At 36.8% G+C, this 19781-nt stretch carries 14 protein-coding genes; 13 read left to right on the forward strand and 1 reads right to left on the reverse strand.

The window, feature by feature from the left end; translation table 11 throughout:
* The first annotated feature begins 235 nt into the window (after nt 1-235).
* The 4 genes from ACMFKV_RS03290 to ACMFKV_RS03305 are packed head-to-tail and all read left to right on the forward strand — an operon-like array spanning nt 236 to nt 4094.
* Nucleotides 236-1279 (forward strand): hemin-degrading factor, encoded by a 1044-nt coding sequence (locus ACMFKV_RS03290; RefSeq protein ID WP_413154487.1) that lies wholly within the window; start codon nt 236-238, stop codon nt 1277-1279.
* A 15-nt stretch (nt 1280-1294) separates the two neighbouring features.
* The gene (locus tag ACMFKV_RS03295) at nt 1295-2197 is read left to right on the forward strand and encodes a heme/hemin ABC transporter substrate-binding protein (RefSeq protein WP_336287900.1); all 903 of its coding nucleotides are present in this window, start codon (nt 1295-1297) and stop codon (nt 2195-2197) included.
* Between the two features lie 5 nt (nt 2198-2202).
* Nucleotides 2203-3303: a FecCD family ABC transporter permease gene (locus tag ACMFKV_RS03300; protein ID WP_336287901.1), complete on the forward strand. Its 1101-nt coding sequence runs from the start codon at nt 2203-2205 to the stop codon at nt 3301-3303.
* Nucleotides 3300-4094 carry a heme ABC transporter ATP-binding protein gene (locus ACMFKV_RS03305; RefSeq protein ID WP_413154488.1) on the forward strand — a complete coding sequence of 265 codons (795 nt, stop codon included), beginning with the start codon at nt 3300-3302 and terminating at the stop codon, nt 4092-4094. The genes ACMFKV_RS03300 and ACMFKV_RS03305 overlap by 4 nt, the downstream gene beginning before the upstream one ends.
* A gap of 509 nt (nt 4095-4603) precedes the next feature.
* Here the strand turns inward: ACMFKV_RS03305 and ACMFKV_RS03310 are convergent.
* A complete protein-coding gene (locus ACMFKV_RS03310) occupies nt 4604-5581 on the reverse strand; it encodes a tail fiber protein (protein WP_336287903.1) in 978 nt (325 codons plus the stop codon).
* A gap of 2743 nt (nt 5582-8324) precedes the next feature.
* Here ACMFKV_RS03310 and thiC point away from each other — a divergent pair.
* The 9 genes from thiC (at nt 8325) to ACMFKV_RS03355 (ending at nt 19702) form a co-directional block, all read left to right on the forward strand.
* Entirely contained in the window at nt 8325-10157 is a 1833-nt protein-coding gene (gene thiC, locus ACMFKV_RS03315; RefSeq protein WP_413154489.1) for a phosphomethylpyrimidine synthase ThiC, read from the forward strand.
* The gene (locus ACMFKV_RS03320; RefSeq protein ID WP_336287906.1) at nt 10154-11104 is read left to right on the forward strand and encodes an FAD-dependent oxidoreductase; all 951 of its coding nucleotides are present in this window, start codon (nt 10154-10156) and stop codon (nt 11102-11104) included. The genes thiC and ACMFKV_RS03320 overlap by 4 nt, the downstream gene beginning before the upstream one ends.
* 3 nt (nt 11105-11107) lie before the next feature.
* Nucleotides 11108-11305 (forward strand): sulfur carrier protein ThiS, encoded by a 198-nt coding sequence (gene thiS / locus ACMFKV_RS03325; RefSeq protein WP_336287907.1) that lies wholly within the window; start codon nt 11108-11110, stop codon nt 11303-11305.
* Nucleotides 11306-11308: 3 nt separating this feature from the next.
* The gene (locus ACMFKV_RS03330) at nt 11309-12082 is read left to right on the forward strand and encodes a thiazole synthase (RefSeq protein ID WP_413154490.1); all 774 of its coding nucleotides are present in this window, start codon (nt 11309-11311) and stop codon (nt 12080-12082) included.
* Nucleotides 12079-12684 carry a thiamine phosphate synthase gene (locus tag ACMFKV_RS03335; RefSeq protein WP_336287909.1) on the forward strand — a complete coding sequence of 202 codons (606 nt, stop codon included), beginning with the start codon at nt 12079-12081 and terminating at the stop codon, nt 12682-12684. Before ACMFKV_RS03330 ends, ACMFKV_RS03335 begins: the two co-directional genes overlap by 4 nt.
* On the forward strand, nt 12675-13430 hold the full coding sequence (locus ACMFKV_RS03340; protein WP_413154491.1) for a hydroxymethylpyrimidine/phosphomethylpyrimidine kinase: 756 nt from the start codon (nt 12675-12677) through the stop codon (nt 13428-13430). Before ACMFKV_RS03335 ends, ACMFKV_RS03340 begins: the two co-directional genes overlap by 10 nt.
* Nucleotides 13431-13568: 138 nt before the next feature.
* Nucleotides 13569-14396: a uracil-DNA glycosylase gene (locus ACMFKV_RS03345; RefSeq protein WP_413154492.1), complete on the forward strand. Its 828-nt coding sequence runs from the start codon at nt 13569-13571 to the stop codon at nt 14394-14396.
* Nucleotides 14397-14474: 78 nt separating this feature from the next.
* Nucleotides 14475-17102: an aminopeptidase N gene (pepN, locus tag ACMFKV_RS03350; RefSeq protein ID WP_336287912.1), complete on the forward strand. Its 2628-nt coding sequence runs from the start codon at nt 14475-14477 to the stop codon at nt 17100-17102.
* Between the two features lie 269 nt (nt 17103-17371).
* Nucleotides 17372-19702, forward strand: coding sequence for an ATP-binding protein (locus ACMFKV_RS03355; RefSeq protein WP_413154493.1), 2331 nt, complete (start codon nt 17372-17374; stop codon nt 19700-19702).
* Nucleotides 19703-19781 lie beyond the last annotated feature (79 nt).

A 19781-nucleotide genomic window follows, 5' to 3' on the forward strand; every position in this document is an offset into this window, starting at 1 on the left:
TAAAAGAATAACGTGTTATGTTTTTGTTTTCATTGTTTTTTAAATTAAAAGAATTTGAAATAAAGACTTTAATTATTCCTGATTTATCGTTTTTTGATTGTTCTGCTATTAGAAGTGATAGCTTATTTGGCGATAGGTTGAACTATTAGTTGATAATAGCTCAACTTTTCGCCTTTAAGATATGGAATTAAAAAAAAGAGCCCTCAAAATTAGTGGCGGAAAGAAAGTGCATTCTATGTTATATACAGCCGAGAAGATCATTAATCTGCATGAAGAAAAAAAAGAGATGCTTAATCGTGATTTTGCAATCTCGATTGGTATATCTGAAGCAGAACTTATTGCTGCTTATTGTACAATTGGAAAAGCAAAAAGGCTACAAGCTGATGTTACCACTTTCCTAGAAAATGCTCCTAAACTTGGAACAGTTATGGCGTTGACACGCAATGAACATGCTGTCCACGAAGTAACAGGATGTTTTGAAAAAGTTTTTCAAAGCCAGCATATTCCTTTTACACTTGGTGAAATTGACTTGCGTATTTTTCCTAAACAATGGGAATTTGGTTTTGAATATGACATGACCATCCTTGGAAAACCCACGAAAAGTTTGCAATTCTTTGATCAATATGGCGTTGCTATTTTCAAACTTTATCCTAAAGATACAACAAATATGGAAGAGTGGGCTAAACTTGTTGACAAGTTGCTTCACGAAGATCAATCTCCTGTTCTTAATATACTTTCCGCCTCTACTCCAGCTCAACGTGCCGCGGTAGAAATGGATGTTGAAAAATTTAGAGATTCATGGCGGCAAATGACTGATGTTCATCAGCTGCATAAGATTATTTCTGAACTCAAAATTAACCGACACGATGCTGTAAAATATGCAGGAAATGAATTTGCCGATGAATTAAAAAATGAAGCTATTGAAATAATGCTCAATCAAGTAGCGCAACAAGAAATACCAATTATGTGTTTTGTTGGCAACAAAGGATGTATCCAAATTTTCAGTGGACAAGTAAAAAATATTAAACAAGTGGAATCTTGGCTTAATATTCTTGATCAAAAATTTCACATGCATTTGTTAGTTTCTGGTGTAAATAGTACATGGCGTGTTCGTAAACCTACAAATGATGGTTATGTCAGTTCACTTGAAGTTTTCGATAAAAATGGTGAGATGATTATTCAATTTTTTGGTATGCGCAAGGAAGGTCAAAAAGAGCGTGAAGAGTGGCGCTCTCTATTGAATAGCTTACCTCAAATTCAAGAAAAAACAACAACTTAGGAAGGTAAATCGGATATGTTTGCGTCCCTTTTGCATAGATTTTCGAGCCTTTTTCTTTTTTGTATACTACTCTCTTTTCCCTATTTTTCTAAACAAGTGATTGCTGAGCCTACAGAGCATTTTCCTGAGAATGCGCGAATTGTTTCCATTGGTGGAGCACTTACAGAAATTGTCTACGCATTGGGAGCCCAAGATAGGCTTATTGCCCGTGACAGTACAAGTGTCTACCCACAAGAAGCACTCAAACTTCCTGTACTTGGGTATATGCGTACTCTTTCACCTGAGGGTGTTTTATCGCTTGCCCCAGAAGGCATATTACTTATTGAGGGAAGTGGTCCTCCTTCAACAATTGATATTCTCAAAAAAACATCGATCCCTATAGTCATTGTGCCAGAAGATTATTCCCGTGAAAACGTAGTAGAAAAAATTCGTCTTGTTGGAAAAGCTATTCATCGAGAAATGCAGGCAGCTGCATTGATTGAAAAAGTGAACCGTGATTTTATGGATAATGATGCCCTTTTAGCAAAAATACCACAACCAAAGCGCGTCCTTTTTATTTTATCCGTACAAAATGGACGCGTTATGGCATCTGGAACAGATACAGCTGCCGATGGCATGATAAAACTTTCAGGTGGTATTAATGCTGTCTCTGATTATAAAGGATACAAACTTCTAAATAATGAAGCGTTATTAAAAATAAATCCTGATGTTATTCTACTTGCTAAATATGGCGGTAAACCTGTTAATATTGATGCAATTTTAGCCATACCAGCAATTCAAGCAACAACTGCAGCAAAAAATCATGCCATTAAACAGATGGATGTCATGTATCTTTTAGGATTTGGTCCACGCACTGCAAATGCATCGAAAGAAGTTATTAATATACTTTACGGTGTCAATCAAAAAGATAAGAGCTGATCAAAATGATCGATAATAATGCACCCATAGCGCATATAGCTGAAACAAAAGAAGATAAGAAAATAAACCGTGCACACTTGGGAAAAATTTTATTATTAAGCTTAATAATGTTTCTTATCTTCAGTATTTTTGGTGGACTTTTAAATGGCGCATCAAACGTTTCTTTTATTAATCTTCTTCATGTGATGCTTACGCAAGATTTTTCAGTAAGCAGTAAAACTCGTGATTACCTCATATTTATTGACATAAGACTTCCTCGTATTATTTTGGGATTGTTGGTTGGAGCGTCTTTAGCTGTCTCTGGTGTTCTTATGCAAGGGCTTTTCCGCAATCCTCTTGCAGACCCTGGGATTGTAGGTGTATCAGCAGGTGCAGGTCTTGGAGCTATTTTAGCAATTGTTGTCGGTATTACCTTTCCTGTTTCACTTGCACCTTTTCTAGAGTCATACAAAGTTATCATAGGCTCTTTTGTAGGCGGACTTTTATCGACAATTATCCTTTATACAATAGCAACGCGTCATAATTGTACCTCTATTGCAACAATGCTTCTTGCAGGTATTGCCCTTGGTGCTTTAAGTAGTGCTATTATCGGAATGTTAATTTTTATTGCAAATGATCAGCAATTACGTGATATTACATTTTGGAATCTTGGCTCTCTTGCAGGTGCAACATGGTTGAAGGTTTGGCTTGTTTTTCCTTTTATCTGTGCTGGTCTTCTTTTTTCTCCTTTTTTATCACGAGCGCTTAATGCCCTCACCCTTGGAGAAGCTGTTGCTAGTCATATTGGGTTTCATATTCAACGGGTTAAAAATATTGCTATTTTCCTTGTTGCACTTATGTGTGGGAGCGCAGTCGCTGTCAGTGGTGGGATTGGTTTTATTGGTATTGTTGTTCCACATATTTTACGTCAGCTCATTGGTCCCGATCATCGTTACCTTATCCCCTGTTCAGCTCTCTTAGGAGCGGCATTACTTATTTTTGCCGACACATTTGCACGTTTAATTGTTGCCCCCGCAGAATTGCCTATTGGAATTGTTACAGCGCTCTTTGGCTCCCCTTTTTTTCTTTGGATACTTATATGTAAACGGGAGACAAATTTTTCATGATTGAGGCAACTAATATCTATGTTCGACGTGGAAAAAAACAGATTCTTAATCGTATTGATCTCCAAGCTGAAAGTGGTGCTCTCACTGTTATTATCGGCCCTAATGGATCTGGAAAAAGTACTTTTATTAAAGCGCTAAGTGGAGAAATTCCCTACAGCGGAAAAATAACTTTAAACGGTTACGAAGTTACACAAACAAAAGCTTATGAAATGGCAGTAATGCGCGCAGTGCTGCCGCAATCAACAACGTTAGCATTTCCATTTTTAGTTCATGAAGTGGTGGAACTTGGTATCTCTGTAAACAGATTCACCACCACAAAAACTAAATTGCAAACTCTTCCCCAAAAAGCTTTAGAACATGTTGGGTTAGCTGAATATAGTGATCGATATTATCATCAATTATCAGGTGGAGAACAAGCTAGAGTACAGCTTGCCCGTGTACTTTGCCAAATCTGGGAACCTGTTTATAATGGAGTCCCTCGTTGGATGATATTAGATGAGCCTATTGCTAATCTTGACATCCAACATCAGCTTGTTGTTATGGATATTGCAAAAAATTTTGCGCGTCGTGGTGGTGGTGTCCTTGCTGTTCTTCATGATCTTAATCTTGCCGCACATTATGCAGATAAAATGATATTGTTAAAGCAGGGAGAGATTTATTGTGAAGGAAATGCCTCTACCGTTTTGACAACACAAAACCTACGCGATGCCTATCATTGTTCTTTAACCGTTTCTGAATTGCCTAAAACAGATACACCTTTTATATTGCCACAAACAGCATCTTCCTTATGAAATGAGTGATTTTTCAACAATCTGTTCGCTTACATCAAAAAATCAAGCTGTACGATAAAATGAAGCGTGAAGAACATCTCAAGAGTTGTTTTAAATGGAACTCTTCTCTATGGGGCAACATTACATATTACAAATATGTTACTTCTTTTGCCCCACACTGAAAATTTTATATATTCATACGTTTTAAAAAACGCACCTTCAACCTTACGACAAATCACTTAGTGGACAAATTGCCGGTAACTTTTATCAATTTTCTCCATATTTTTACATGCAAAAAACAAATAACTTTCAACCATTTTTTCTTGTAATATTTCTTGTAAGAAATTGAGATATCAATATGCAAATACCTAAAATTACTGACTGAAAAATTATCAAATATCATTTTTGATACTCTCAAGCACATCAGCGACACATCAATTATTTATTATTTACATGAAAAATAACTTGGATTTGCTCTACATCAGGAATATTATATAATGGCAAACAATTATTTACCACACAATAAAGCCTCATGATTTTATGGCATAAACGACTGTTGCATTAACAGGGCGTGTTTCTGTCTCTCCCGTTGAAGAAATGGTTGCTTTGTGCGTGTGTATACCAGCAGGTTTTGTTACATCAAGGAACAATGCAGAAACAAAACCTGAACCATGACCAACTCTGTCACTACCAACCACTTTACCACGATGCGGGAAATCATGCGTGTGCTCGCCTGTCTTCTCAATGGTGCAATCATGCGTATGCGACTTTATGCTATCTTTTTGTATATCTGCAAAATTTCTATTTTGGTCTAAACCACGACCATCATCAAAACCGCGCAAAAACATCCCTCTAAAATCGGGAACTTTAAAGGTTGTATTACTGTCTTTCCCCCATTTATCACCTATTGCCTTAAATAATTGCGGATAATCTTCACGCTTATAAGCTGTACCATCGCATAAAAGCCAACCACTGGGTATTTCTTGCATAGCAAATGTAGCAATGAACCCACAAGGAAAGATTTCTATCTTTGGTGGTGGAAGAGGTGTGGGATTTAATAAATACCAACCATCACGATCTTTCACTGAAATATCTTCATTATACACCATTTCATAAATAGCATCTGTTTGTAGCTCACCACCTTCTAATGGCGTAACACCTACATCTGTCGCTTTATAGATAAGCTTCTCTCCTATGTTATTAACGGTTACTGTCGTCGTGCCAATATTTACGCCACATGCTTTAAAACGTATAATGATATCATTCTTGTATTTTACTATAGGTGAAACCGTTGTCAGCGTAATTGATGTTGTTTTATCTTCTGCATTCACAACAAACTTTGAATCAATAGAACCACCACTATCTGCAAGATACTCGCGCACACGCTGCATCATTGCCCGCGCACTATCATTAACAGAGCTAGGCGGCTGCCCTTCTGCCCAATTAATGATACTATCTGAATTTGCATTTTCATCAGCCATTAGCGACCAATCATAAATATCAGACATTACATCTCCCCCCCTTTTTTTTCGATAATTTTTCTCGTAATTTTTTGCTCACCAAGAGGCAACCAATTGCCTTCTTGATAGATCAACTCACAGCGTTAAATTTGTCAGTATGTCCCAAATTATGAACGTTTTGCCATATTTATTTGATACACTATTTTTTACTGTACTATCTGTGTTTAACTATTTTTACTTTTCGCTCCCTTCGAATTCAATAAACTAAATCCCACCGCATATTTTTTTATAAACGTAATACCAATATTTTCACTTACAATGTAATCATTTCATTTAGTTTTGCTCGTTTTATCACTGCCTCATTGTCATTGTGCTATACATCTGATCTCCCTCTTGTTATAAATAAATATTATTCATAATATTCCTTACTATGAATTCAGTATAATCAACGTTGAATATAACCGCTTATCAATTTAACAAAAAGCTGCTGACACATTATAAGACTACTTGTATTTGCTAGCATTTTTATCGCTTTTTAATTGTCTCAAAGCAATTTTTACGCCCTGTATTTATATGCTACCTATGTGCTTTGAAATTGCGCAATAACTTTAATGTTTTGATCTGTGATCGAAAAAACTTTATATTAGTTGTTTGCTTTAGCTTCATCAAAAATGGGTTACTATTTTTGATGATAATTTTCTGTGTCAAAAAAACTAAGAGAATTTTTCTCGTTTTTTATTCTGCCCACCGTATTTTTAATCTGCACGCAAATGATTCTTTCAAACATACCTTTTCGTTAAGTCTGTTCCTAAACATGTCCGCACCAAATCAACACAAGCATCCTTTTTGAATGCTTTCTCTCCCTCGTTCAACGCATCACCGAAGATGACATCCTTCAACACAATAGATTTCCTCTGTCTTGATTTAATATGAGAATGACGCACTAACTGCTAACAATGCAACACATTTTCTCCATCAAGCTTGAAGGACATATAAAAGATGTTATTGATTTACGCGATTTGACAAACCGCCCATCTAACGCTGCTCCCCCTTGTGTATAAATACACACTCAGCCTTTAAAAATTATCTTGCTGTAACTGCCTGCCCCCATTCAGCACAACTATTAGTTTATATATTTTATTATATGTAAAGTTTTTTTGCAAGAACAATAAGTTTTTTGAAAGGCTCCTACAAGTTATTAGCATTCCATTTTTTCATGCAATGTCGAAAATGCTTGCCAAACCACTTCAATTACAGCTCTGCCTTATCAAACCAACAATACAAAACACGCCCAACTCTGATTTGGCACTTGTAATATTGTTAATCAATATCAAAAAACTGAGAGATTATGCGATCATTTAGTGATTTAATCAACGATTTACCAACTTTATAATAAGCTTTTTAAAAGTCATAACTTTTAAAATCTCTTGCAGGACACTTTCGACAAAGCAATTCTGAAACTACAGACATAAAGAATAATGCTAGATATTCCCTCCATACCATATTTTTAGCCTTGTAAAGCAGCCACATTAAAATAAGATATCTTACCTTCCCCAAACAATATCACCTTAAGCTGCATGCACCATCGCTTTTCCCCCCAAAATTAATAAACTTCGAGATCATTTAGATTTGCTGCATCGTCCATTTATCTTTCGATACGTCTTAATCATTTTAATGGCATCACTCCTCTTTCCTATCACTGAAAAGATAAGTTTTTTTCCCTAACAAACAACGATAAATAAGTAATCAGAAGTTCAAGCATCTATTTTAAAGGTAAAAGATCCAACTACTATCACCATATTTTTTCTCCATTTTCTTAACAACTTACTATTTTTGTTTTTTTGCATTCATGATCAAATCACTGTCGTCATATCTGTCCTATTTTAATCAGATTTATTTTGGCATTTTAAATTTCTGTATATTGATTCACAATAACAACCGTTATTTTGTTAGCTCTTGGTATTTTGACAATATTTTGGTTATAAATTGTTGTCTCAAAAAGCAAAAGAAGCAACTAAATCATTCTCTATACATCTTGTTTCCTCTTGCAAAAGAGTGAACATTGCTTTTGCAATATCATAAATTTTTTACAGCTATACGCTCACCTATTTAAAAGAAAGCTTTGCTCCAACTTTTATAAGATGTGCAACCCAAAAGATATCAAAAAATTGGCACAAAGATTAAAAAATTTTTTCAGTAAAACACGCAATATAAGTGTAGGTACAGCAGTTTCACAACTCAAAACATTTTTTAGATCAGTAGAAGATAATATGGCATTTCTTCATACAAACAAGGAGTATTAATTGCAAAAACTCGTTATCGAATCAACTAAAAAGCTACAAAAAAGTGAAAAATGAGGCGCAAAAATTTAAGAGAAGTAACAAGCTTCAAATCTCTCTTTGTTGAAAGAAATTATTGATTTTATTGATTTTATTATCACTATACCCTCAATCTTATAGAGAATTGCCTATCATAATACACACTTTAATTTTTTAAAAAACTTACTAAAATCGTTAAAAATGTATCTTTGCGATTGACAATATAAGTATTTAAGCCAACCATGTATATGCTAATAAAAGTGCTTTAAAGGGGGGTATAATGCAAATATTCTTAAAAATTTTGCATTGGTTTTTTCAATAAAATTTCTTGAGCATTTACTAAATGCGTTCTTGTGTAAAAGCAGCATTACATGTGCCGCCGAACTCAAGCATATGTAAAATTGATAATTTCAATACATCCTCGTTAACATCACAACCTGTTTTTGAACTCTGTGGCTATAAGGAAAAAGTTTGTGCAAAAAAATACTTCATCAATCAATTGCAACCCCTTTCCCGCTTCACGCAAAATTTATCAACAGAGCCCTCTCTTTTCTGATGTGCGCGTACCATTCCGTGAAATTTCACTGGCAGATGGTAGTGGTGAAAAACCTTTAAATACCTATGATACTTCTGGTCCTTACACAGATCAAGATATAATCATTGATATTACAAAAGGCTTGCCCGCCATTAGCTCATCTTGGCTCTCTAAACGTGCTGATACTGAACCTTATCCTGCACGAACAGTGAAACCTGAAGATAATGGTTTCGCCTATGATAAAAACCCTACACCAACCTTTGAACAAAAACGGGATATTTTACGAGCCAAAAATGGTAAATCAATTACACAGATGGCTTATGCACGCGCAGGCATTATTACCGCAGAAATGGAATATGTTGCTATACGAGAAAATGAAGGACTAGCAATACAAGACCAGCAAAAAATGCAACCAAGTGAAGTATTTGATGGATCAATTCCAGAAATTTACACTGCAGAATTTGTTCGCAATGAAATTGCCTGCGGACGTGCCATTATTCCCCAAAACATTAATCATCCAGAATGTGAACCAATGATTATTGGGCGTAATTTTCGTGTTAAAATTAATGCGAATATTGGCAATTCAGCAGTTACTTCATCTATGGAAGAAGAAGTTGATAAAATGGTTTGGGCCATTCGCTGGGGAGCAGATACAGTTATGGATCTCTCAACAGGTCGAGGAATTCATAACATTCGTGAATGGATTATTCGGAATTCCCCAGTTCCTATTGGAACCGTTCCCATTTATCAAGCACTCGAAAAAGTACAAGGTATTGCTGAAAACTTAACATGGGATATTTTCCGTGATACCCTCATTGAACAAGCAGAACAGGGTGTTGATTATTTTACCATTCATGCAGGACTAAGATTACCCTTTATTCCTTTGACCATTGATCGTACAACGGGTATCGTTTCACGAGGTGGTTCTATTATGGCAAAATGGTGTCTGCATCATCACAAAGAAAGTTTTTTATATGAGCATTTTGATGAAATTTGTGATATTGCACGCATGTATGATATCTCTCTTTCATTAGGAGATGGACTGCGCCCAGGCTCCATTGCCGATGCCAATGATGAGGCTCAATTTGCCGAACTTAAGACTTTGGGAGAATTGACAAAAATTGCTTGGGAAAAAGATGTACAGGTTATGATTGAAGGACCTGGTCACGTCCCGATGCATAAAATTAAAGAAAATATGGACAAACAATTAGATCTTTGCCATGAAGCACCTTTTTATACTTTAGGACCACTGACAACCGATATAGCTCCTGGATATGACCATATTACATCAGCAATTGGTGCCGCTATGATTGGGTGGTTTGGAACTGCTATGTTATGCTATGTAACACCTAAAGAACATTTAGGACTTCCTGATAAAAATGACGTAAAAACTGGCGTGATCACTTATAAAATTGCTGCTCATGCTGCAGATCTTGCTAAAGGTTTGCCCAGAGCACAACTGCGTGATGATGCTCTATCGCGTGCACGATTTGACTTTCGATGGCATGACCAATTCAATCTCTCTCTTGATCCAGAAACAGCATGCACTTTTCATGATGAAACAATGCCTAAAGAAGCCCATAAATTGGTGCATTTTTGTTCTATGTGTGGACCAAAATTCTGTTCCATGCGTATTTCTCATGATATTCGTGATGCAGCAGCAAAAAAGACAAAAGATGAAGGTATGGTTGCCATGGCCGAGAAATATCAAAAGAATGGTGATCTTTATATAGAAGCTATTCCTACTCAAAAAAAGATAGTAAACAGTTGAAGAATATTCTTATCAAAGGTGCAGGTGTAGGCGGTTTAACAGTCGCCTTTATGCTACAACAAAAAGGTATTTCTGTTACTGTATCGTCTCCACCTCACTCTCCTGTAGGAACTGCTAGTTGGTATGCAGGAGGGATGCTTGCACCTTATTGTGAAAGAGAAAATACTGAACAAATTGTTGAAGACCTTGGTATACAAGCTATACAATGGTGGCGCAAAACTCTTCCTAATCTCGTAATACAAAAAGGGACTTTAGTTGTCGCGCCTATACGGGATATGGTCGAGCTTGAACGATTTTCAATGCGCACACATAATCACAAAATGATAAATGGTGTAGAAATAACGCGCCTTGAACCAGATCTCGCAGAACGTTTTAACTGTGCACTCTTTTATGAAAGTGAAGCGCATATTGATCCTCGCAAAGCGCTTATCACTTTAAAAGAAAACCTCATAAAGAATGGAGCATCTTTTGTTGGTACAGAAACATCTGAAACCAGTTTTGATATTGTCATTGACGTGACAGGAATAGCACGTTTAGGAAAAGATAAAAACATACGGGGTGTCCGCGGTGAAATGCTGCTAGTACGGAGTACAGATATTAAAATTTCTCGGCCAATTCGCCTTCTCCACCCACGTATCCCACTTTACATTGTACCTCGACAAGATAACATTTTCATGATTGGCGCTACAATGATTGAAAGTGACTTCAATGGTGCCATCTCAGCAAGATCAATGATGGAATTACTCAACGCCGCCTACACCTTACATCCAGCTTTTGCCGAAGCAGAAATTATCGAAACTGGTGTTGGTATACGACCATGCTATCCTGATAACTTTCCTTATGTGCATAAATATGGTAATCAAATTTTTGTGAATGGATTTTACAGACATGGTTTTCTTTTATCTCCAGAAATGGCAAAACGAGCAATGAAATTGGCATTGGAGTAAAGCATGCAAATATTTGTCAATGGTGAAGCAATCCAAACAGAAGCTGTCTATCTCAATTTATTGCTTGAAGAATTGGGTTATGAAGGAAATTGGCTAGCAACTGCTGTTAATACTGAAGTTATTCCCATAGATGCACGAGACCGATTTATCTTACATGAAGGAGATAAAATTGAAATTTTAAGCCCAATGCAAGGAGGCTAAACTATGCTGAATCTTTATGGACGTACATTTTCTTCTCGTCTTATGTTAGGTACAGCTCAATATCCTTCACTGGCAGTTCTTCGTGATGCTATTCATAAATCTGGTACAGAAATTGTGACTGCCTCATTGCGCCGAGAAACCGCAGGAGGAAAACAAAGCGGACAATTTTGGCAATTTCTTACAGAACTTGATGTAACAGTACTTCCCAATACCGCGGGTTGTTACACTGTTAAAGAAGCTGTGATAACTGCTCAATTAGCACGAGATCTTTTTAAAACTACTTGGATTAAACTTGAAGTTATCGGAAATCCAGATACCTTACAACCAAATGTTTTTTCCTTAATAGAAGCGGCAAAAATTTTAAATAATGAAGGTTTTAAAGTCTTTGCCTATACAACAGATGATCTCATTGTTGCTGAAAAGCTCGTAGACGTCGGCTGTCGTGTCATTATGCCTTGGTGTGCCCCTATTGGATCTGCCAAAGGCCCTCATAATACTGATGGATTGCGCTCTATCCGCGCTTACCTTCCTGATATTACTCTTGTTATCGATGCTGGTATTGGTCGTCCATCGCATGCTACCATTGCTATGGAACTCGGTTATGACGCAGTACTCCTTAATACAGCAGTTGCTAAAGCAAATGATCCTGTCTTAATGGCTGAAGCATTTTCTAAAGCTATTCAGGCAGGACGTATGGGATATAAAGCAGGCATTCTCGAAGCGCGCAATGTAGCGGTTCCTTCAACACCAATCATTGGAAAAGCAGTATTTTCATGAAACTGGATCCATTTTATCTCATTGTTGATAATGCTGATTGGATTGAACGTTTAGTTCCTCTTGGAATCAAACTTGTACAATTGCGTATAAAAAATGAACCCCCCAAAATAATTAGTCAACATATCAAGCGAGCAAAAAATATATGTGATAAATTGGGAGCACAATTGATTATCAATGATCATTGGACGATAGCAATTGATGAAAAATGCAATTTTATTCATCTAGGGCAAGAGGATTTACAAAATGCTGATCTTCCTGCAATTCGTAAAAACGGTATAAAACTTGGCCTTAGCACACACGATGAACATGAATTAGATAACGCAATATCTGTTAATCCCGAGTATATTGCACTTGGTCCTATTTATCCAACAATATTAAAAAAAATGAAATGGATGCCGCAAGGGCTAGAAAAAATTAAGCAATGGAGAAAACGAATTGGTTCTTTACCTTTAGTTGGCATTGGTGGTTTAACACCAGAACGTGCCGTTGATGTTTTAAAAGCAGGAGCAAACAGTGCCGCTGTTGTGACAGACGTTATCCTCCATAAAAAACCTGAAGAGCGTGTCCAACAGTGGATAAAGGTAACACAAACATGGCGTTGATACCTTCTATTCTTATCATTGCAGGAACTGACCCAACAGGAGGAGCTGGAATTGTTCGTGATATAGAAACAGCAACATATTTTCAAATAAAAGCAAATTTAGCAATTACCTGCGTTAACGTACAAGATGATCGTCGCGTTGTTGAAATTGTTCCAATGAATGGAAAACTTGTTGCCGCACAAATGCGTGTAGCTCTAGAAGCTCATCCAATAAGCGCAATAAAAATTGGTATGATAGGAACTCAAGAAATTATAGAAGAAATTTGTAATGTCCTAAAAGATTATTCTCATATTCCAGTTATTTTGGATCCTGTACTTGTTGCCTCATCAGGAGGAAAACTGACAACGGAAACAATCATAGAAACCATGATTAATAAATTGCTTCCTCACATTGATCTTTTAACACCTAATATAGAAGAACTCGCCCTTCTCAGCCAAAACCCATTAGCATTTCATCATGAAGAAGCAATAGAACAAGCAAAAAAACTTTTGTCATTTGGTCCGCGTTATATATTGATAAAAGGTGGACACACAAATGGCTCTCTTGCAACCGATAGCTTAATTGATAAAAATGAGATAATAAATATTTCTGCGCCACGCTTAGCAGGAACAATGCGTGGAACAGGTTGCATCCTATCAAGTGCTATTGCAGCACACTTAGCATTCAATGAATCTATAATTTCAGCCGTAAAAAAAGCAAAAGCATACACTCACACATTATTTTTAAACCACTGTAAAGAACGCTAAATTAACATTACGTTACTCCTAACACCATGCTTTTAACAATGTTCTTATATAGAGGTTAAACAATAAGAACATCATAAAGCTTGAAGAATAATTTCATCTGGTTTATTCGTTAATGAATAGATTATCAGAAAACACACAATGTCAAACCAATCTCAGTACTCAATCTCATATGAAGAACTTCTAAACTTCTATAAAGAAAGTGGTGCTGATGGCGTGCTAACTGATGCACCCATTGACCGCTTTGATCAAACTGTTTCTTCAGACAAAAAGTTAAAACAGATTATTGATATTCCTCATCACCAACGAGTACCACCAACCACCAAGCAACATGAATCTCCACTACCTCACTCTGATATCACACAACATACACTTTCAGCCGTAGAGATAGCAAAAAATACTCATACACTTGATGAATTAAAATCTGCTCTCCTCGCTTTTAATGGCTGCTCATTAAAACTGACAGCAAAGAATACCTGTTTTGCAGATGGAACAGCAGGAAGCCCACTGATGCTCATTGGAGAGGCACCAGGACGAGAAGAAGATATGCAAGGCATTCCCTTCGTAGGGAAAGCAGGTATATTGCTTAATAAAATACTAGCGTCAATCGGACTCACAAGACAAAATGTTTATATAACCAATACTATTCCATGGCGTCCACCAGGAAATCGCACACCAACACCAAGAGAAGTTGCCTTATGTCGTCCTTTTGTTGAACGACATATTCAACTCGCTAATCCTCGTGTCCTTATAGCACTAGGAGGAGTTGCTACACAATTTCTTACTGGAACTCAAAACGGAATTATCCGAACAAGGGGAAAGTGGCTTACCTATACAGGAGAAGATGAAGTAAAAATACTTGTCATGCCTACCTTTCATCCCGCTTATCTTTTACGAACTCCCAGTCAAAAAAAGCTCACATGGATGGATTTTTTAGAAGTTAAAAATTACTTAAATAATCTATCATAATTCTTTAATATTACTTCACTTAAAAATATAAATTACTTTTTTGAGCATTTATAATCTTGAATATAGTTAGGAAAAATTATGGAACAACTAACAACACCTATTTATCATTTAGAAGATTACCAACCAACCCCCTACGCTATCCCTAAAACAGAACTTCACTTTCGTTTAGAACCAACAAAAACCCATGTAACAGCAACATTATTCATTGAAGCGCGTCAAAATACAAAAGAGATAACGCCTCTTGTACTTTCTGGTGATAATCTTACATTAATTTCTGTTGCTATTAATGGTGAAACATTGACCAAAGACGCTTATACAAGCACTCCTTCACGTCTTGAAATTACAACTCCACCAATAGCTCCTTTTACATTACAATTGGTCACGGAAATTAATCCTGAAAGTAATCGTCAACTCATGGGACTCTATCTTTCAAACGGTGTTTATTGCACACAATGCGAAGCAGAAGGGTTTCGTCGTATCACTTATTTCTACGACCGCCCAGATGTACTTTCCACCTATACAGTAAAAATTGAAGCAAATTCTCAAACAACCCCTATTTTGCTTTCCAATGGTAACCTTGTAAAAACAGGAGTTCTTGATGAAAATCATCATTTTGCCATTTGGGAAGATCCTCATCCAAAACCATCCTACCTCTTTGCTTTAGTTGGTGGAAATCTTGATAAACTGGAGGATCATTTTATCACTATGTCTGGTCGAAAGATCACACTTGGCATTTATGTAGAAAAGGGGAAAACTGGACGAGCAGTTTATGCAATGGATGCACTCAAACGTTCCATGCATTGGGATGAGCAACATTTTGGGCGTGAATATGACCTTGATGTTTTCAATATTGTCGCTGTTTCCGACTTTAATATGGGCGCAATGGAAAATAAAGGGCTCAATATTTTTAATGATAAATATGTTCTTGCAGATCCTGAAACAGCAACCGATCATGATTATAGAAATATTGAACGTGTTATTGCACATGAGTATTTCCACAATTGGACTGGTAATCGCATTACCTGCCGTGATTGGTTTCAACTCTGTTTAAAAGAAGGATTAACAGTTTATCGTGATCAAGAATTTTCCTCAGATCAAAATGTCCGCAGTCTACAACGCATTGAAAATATAAGAACACTGAAAGCTACGCAATTTTCCGAAGATGCAGGACCACTTGCTCATCCTGTACGCCCTCGTCAATATAGTCAAATTAATAATTTTTATACCACGACTGTCTATGAAAAAGGAGCAGAAATCGTCCGTATGGTACATACTATTTTGGGCTCCGTCTTGTTTCGTGAAGGTATGGATCTCTATTTTCAACGTCATGACGGACAAGCTTGCACAATTGAAGATTTTATCGCCTGTTTTGCTGAAGTCTCTGGTCGAGACTTTTCACAATTCATGCTGTGGTATGAACAAGCAGGCACACCTAATGTGGAAATCGACAGCCATTATAGCGATGGTGTTCTCACAATTCATGCAAAGCAACATGTGCCAGCAACACCGCAACAAAATACAAAAAAGCCTATGCTTATCCCTATCGCATTTGGTCTCTTAGGAAGCAACGGAGAACCCCTGACTTATGAAGCTGATACAAACATTCAATCAGATGTTATGCTTCTCTCTAAAGAAAACCAAACATTCACATTAAGGGGACTACACGAAAAACCTGTTTTATCACTTCTCAGAGATTTTTCTGCACCTATCACTCTGCAAACCCCCTTCAATGAAAGTGAACTTATTTTTCTTGCAAAAAATGATAGCAATCAAATCAATCGTTGGCAATCGCTTAACCATTTGATGATGCACGCCCTAACTCAAGCCATTCAAGATACAACACTCGCAAAAGATGCTATGCCCTCTACTTTGCTAGAATTGATTGAAACCATTATTACAAATGAAAGTCTTGAGCCTGAGTTTCGTGCATTTTGTTTAAGTTTACCCAGCGAAGTTGAGCTTGCCCACATAATTGGTAAAAATATTGATCCAGATCGCATTTATCATGTACGCAATCAATTTTTAGCTTCTATCGCGCATACCCACCAAGAGCTTTTAACCAATATTTATGCCCAGATGCAAATAGAAGATCCCTATTCACCAAACACTGTGCAAACTGGAAAACGAGCATTACGGAATATTATATTAGACTATCTTTCCATTGCTGAAGCCACACCAGAGCGTGCTGCAACACAGTATGCAATGGCTAATAATATGACTGATCGTATAGCTAGTATAACCATTTTAGTAAAACATTTTAACGAAAGTGAACAAACACAAAATGCCTTAAATAATTTTGAAAATCGTTATCGGCATGATCCACTGGTTATGGATAAATGGTTTTCTATTCAAGCAATGGTTGCGGGAGCATCAACGCTTGACAAGATTCAAAAACTCATGCAGCATCCACTTTTTTCAAAAGATAACCCCAATCGTGTACGTGCCTTGATTGGTATCTTTGCATCTAATAATTTAACAGCTTTTAACAGAATTGATGGTGCATCTTATCATTTTCTTTGCCAAATCATTTTAGAAATTGATAAAAAAAATCCACAACTTGCTTCACGATTACTAACAATGATGCGCTCTTGGCGACAATTAGAACCTATTAGGCAACAAAAACTTGAAACTGCATTAAAAACAATCGCAGTGGCTCCTCAATTGTCAAGCGATGTGGCAGATATAATTAAGCGCATACTTTCTTAAAAAATGTTTATAATCAATATATTATAATTTTTTGCAATAACATAAATAAGCTCTTCAATAACGCTAAGCCCATAAATAGGAAATAAAAGCCTATTTATGGGCAATGTGAAGATTTCTTTTTATACGTCGTTGCTCATAAAGGTAAAATTACTTTTTCTAAAAAAAAGACTGGACAGAAGACTCCTGTTTTGATTCACTACACTTATTGGAGGTATTGTAAATACCAAAGCAGTTTTAGTCACATTATTTCATAGCTAGAGGAATTAGAAATGGCTAAATTGGACGCATATAATGCGCCAACAAAAGTGCGTACTGCCTCAGAACCGAGGGATCAAAATCGCAAAATGCGAACAGCGCACATCAGCCTACTGCTTTCTGGTTCAACATATCAAAAAATTTTATTTATTGAGCCTTGGCTACGGCGCTTTATCCCAATTATAATTGTTATATTCCTTGTTGTGCTAGCAGCAGTGCGTTTCATGCTCGCTTATGATTGGCGCCATACAATTGATAAAAACACGCGCTCTACAATTACTCTCTTAGCTGCTCATATTAGCAGTATAATTGATCATGACTTACTTTCTACCACTCCGAAAGAAAAAGCTGCTGTTCTTCCTCATAATCATTTGCAAAATATTCTTATTGATTTTTATAACCAAGGTCTTATCAATACCAGCACTGTTATCGCTATAGTAGATCAAAAGGGTAACGTCCTCGCATCATCCAGCTCAGAAATAATTTTAGGAAAACCCTTACAAGACTTTACCTCTGAAAGTGCTGTTTTACAATCTCTTGGACAACATGCTGGTACAATGCAAATCACAATAGGGAATAATGACCCTGCTTTTGCTTCATTTAGTCAGACAAAAAATGGACAATATGGTGTATTCGTCAGTGAAAAAATACAACACACCTACGCAGAATGGCACAAAATTTTCTCATTAAACATGACTTTGTTCATAGGAACTACGGGTGTTATTTTGGCTCTCCTTTATGCTTATTACAATCAGATTGTACGAGCACGCAATACAGATATAATTTCAGAAAAAATTCAAAACCGCATTGATATGGCAATGATGCGTGGACGTTGTGGACTTTGGGATTGGAATATGGCGAATGGACGTGTCTATTGGTCGCGAGCAATGTATGAAATGCTCGGCTATGTGCCTCAAGATGCACTGTTATCAATTTCCCAAATTACCGCGATTATTGATCCAAATGATGCAAATTTTTTTGATCTTGCACAAGAATTAATGAACGGTAAAAAAAAGCACATTGATATTAACGTTCCCATGCGTCACGCCGATGGTCATTATGTATGGATGCGTATTCGTGCCGAAGTTACTGAAGAAGAAGAACCCCATTTGGTTGGGATTTCTTTCGATATCAGTGAGCAGCGCCAATTAGCTGAACAAACAGCACAAGCCGATCTTCGTATCCGCGATGCTATTGAAAACATTTCAGAATCTTTTGTATTGTGGGATTCAGAAGGACGTTTAGTCATGTCCAACAGCAAATTTTGCGAATATGCAGCCATTCCCAAACAGGTTCTACAATCAGGTATCGAACGTGCAACAGTCGAAGCTATGGCTCGCCCTGCAATTAGTGAATATCCTCTCAAAGACGATGGTTTTGGTAATTTAACCAGTATTCGTCAAACTGCAGACGGCTGTTGGCTCAAAATTAATGAACGACGCACACAAGATGGAGGACTTGTTTGCACTGGTACAGACATTTCTGAGCTTAAACAACAACAAGAAAAATTTGAAGACAGTGAAAGACGCCTTTTTTCTTTCATTCAAGAGCTCAAACGAGCACGAGGGAATGCCCAGCAACGAGCAACAGAAGTTGAAAAACTGAATAAAAGTCTTAAAGCAGAAAAAGAGCGCGCAGAAAGCGCTAACAAAGCTAAATCAGAATTTTTAGCCAATATGTCACACGAATTACGCACTCCACTTAATGCTATTCTCGGATTTTCAGACATCATGTTGCAATCCACTTTTGGTCCTCTTGGCTCACAACGCTATAAAGAATATATGCATGATATTTATAACTCGGGAACCCATCTTCTAACCCTTATCAATGATATCCTTGATATGTCTAAAATTGAAGCTGGAAGATTTACCCTTGATTGTAAAAATATCGATCTCGAACCTATCATCAGTGAAGCAGTACGGACACTAACACCACAAGCTCAAGAAAAAAATATTTCTGTTACAACTAATATTGCTCCAGAACTGCATGCCGAAGTTGATTGCCGTGCTATGAGGCAGATTTTTCTTAACCTCATCTCTAATGCTGTTAAATTTACACCTTCTGGCGGTAATATTGATGTCTGTGCATTCCACAAAAAAAACAATCTTGTTTTTAAAATTAAAGATACAGGCGTTGGTATTCCTCAATCAGCAATCAAAAAACTAGGACAACCTTTTGAACAAGTTGAAAATCAATTTACTAAAACGCATACTGGCTCTGGCCTTGGGTTGGCTATCTCACGTTCACTATTGGAGTTACACAAAGGAAAACTTGAAATTACTTCTCAAGAAATGAGAGGTACAACTGTGGTCATTACAATGCCAATTCAACAAAGTAAATCTTAAAAAAATAAAACACCATTTTTACTGCAATGATATTTCTTGCTCTTGATGCCCCAAAAGGACTCGCGACTATATTCAATTT

The organism is Bartonella propinqua, assembly GCF_047263965.1.
In the GTDB taxonomy this organism is placed as follows: Bacteria; Pseudomonadota; Alphaproteobacteria; order Rhizobiales; family Rhizobiaceae; genus Bartonella.

What these genes read in the sequence shown, in the direction of transcription:
- ACMFKV_RS03290 (WP_413154487.1), top strand. Translation starts at nt 236, where the DNA reads ATGTTATATACAGCCGAGAAGATCATTAATCTGCATGAAGAAAAAAAA.
- ACMFKV_RS03295 (WP_336287900.1), top strand. Translation starts at nt 1,295, where the DNA reads ATGTTTGCGTCCCTTTTGCATAGATTTTCGAGCCTTTTTCTTTTTTGT.
- ACMFKV_RS03300 (WP_336287901.1), top strand. Translation starts at nt 2,203, where the DNA reads ATGATCGATAATAATGCACCCATAGCGCATATAGCTGAAACAAAAGAA.
- ACMFKV_RS03305 (WP_413154488.1), top strand. Translation starts at nt 3,300, where the DNA reads ATGATTGAGGCAACTAATATCTATGTTCGACGTGGAAAAAAACAGATT.
- ACMFKV_RS03310 (WP_336287903.1), bottom strand. Translation starts at nt 5,581, where the DNA reads ATGTCTGATATTTATGATTGGTCGCTAATGGCTGATGAAAATGCAAAT.
- thiS (WP_336287907.1), top strand. Translation starts at nt 11,108, where the DNA reads ATGCAAATATTTGTCAATGGTGAAGCAATCCAAACAGAAGCTGTCTAT.
- ACMFKV_RS03330 (WP_413154490.1), top strand. Translation starts at nt 11,309, where the DNA reads ATGCTGAATCTTTATGGACGTACATTTTCTTCTCGTCTTATGTTAGGT.
- ACMFKV_RS03335 (WP_336287909.1), top strand. Translation starts at nt 12,079, where the DNA reads ATGAAACTGGATCCATTTTATCTCATTGTTGATAATGCTGATTGGATT.
- ACMFKV_RS03340 (WP_413154491.1), top strand. Translation starts at nt 12,675, where the DNA reads ATGGCGTTGATACCTTCTATTCTTATCATTGCAGGAACTGACCCAACA.
- ACMFKV_RS03345 (WP_413154492.1), top strand. Translation starts at nt 13,569, where the DNA reads ATGTCAAACCAATCTCAGTACTCAATCTCATATGAAGAACTTCTAAAC.
- pepN (WP_336287912.1), top strand. Translation starts at nt 14,475, where the DNA reads ATGGAACAACTAACAACACCTATTTATCATTTAGAAGATTACCAACCA.
- ACMFKV_RS03355 (WP_413154493.1), top strand. Translation starts at nt 17,372, where the DNA reads ATGGCTAAATTGGACGCATATAATGCGCCAACAAAAGTGCGTACTGCC.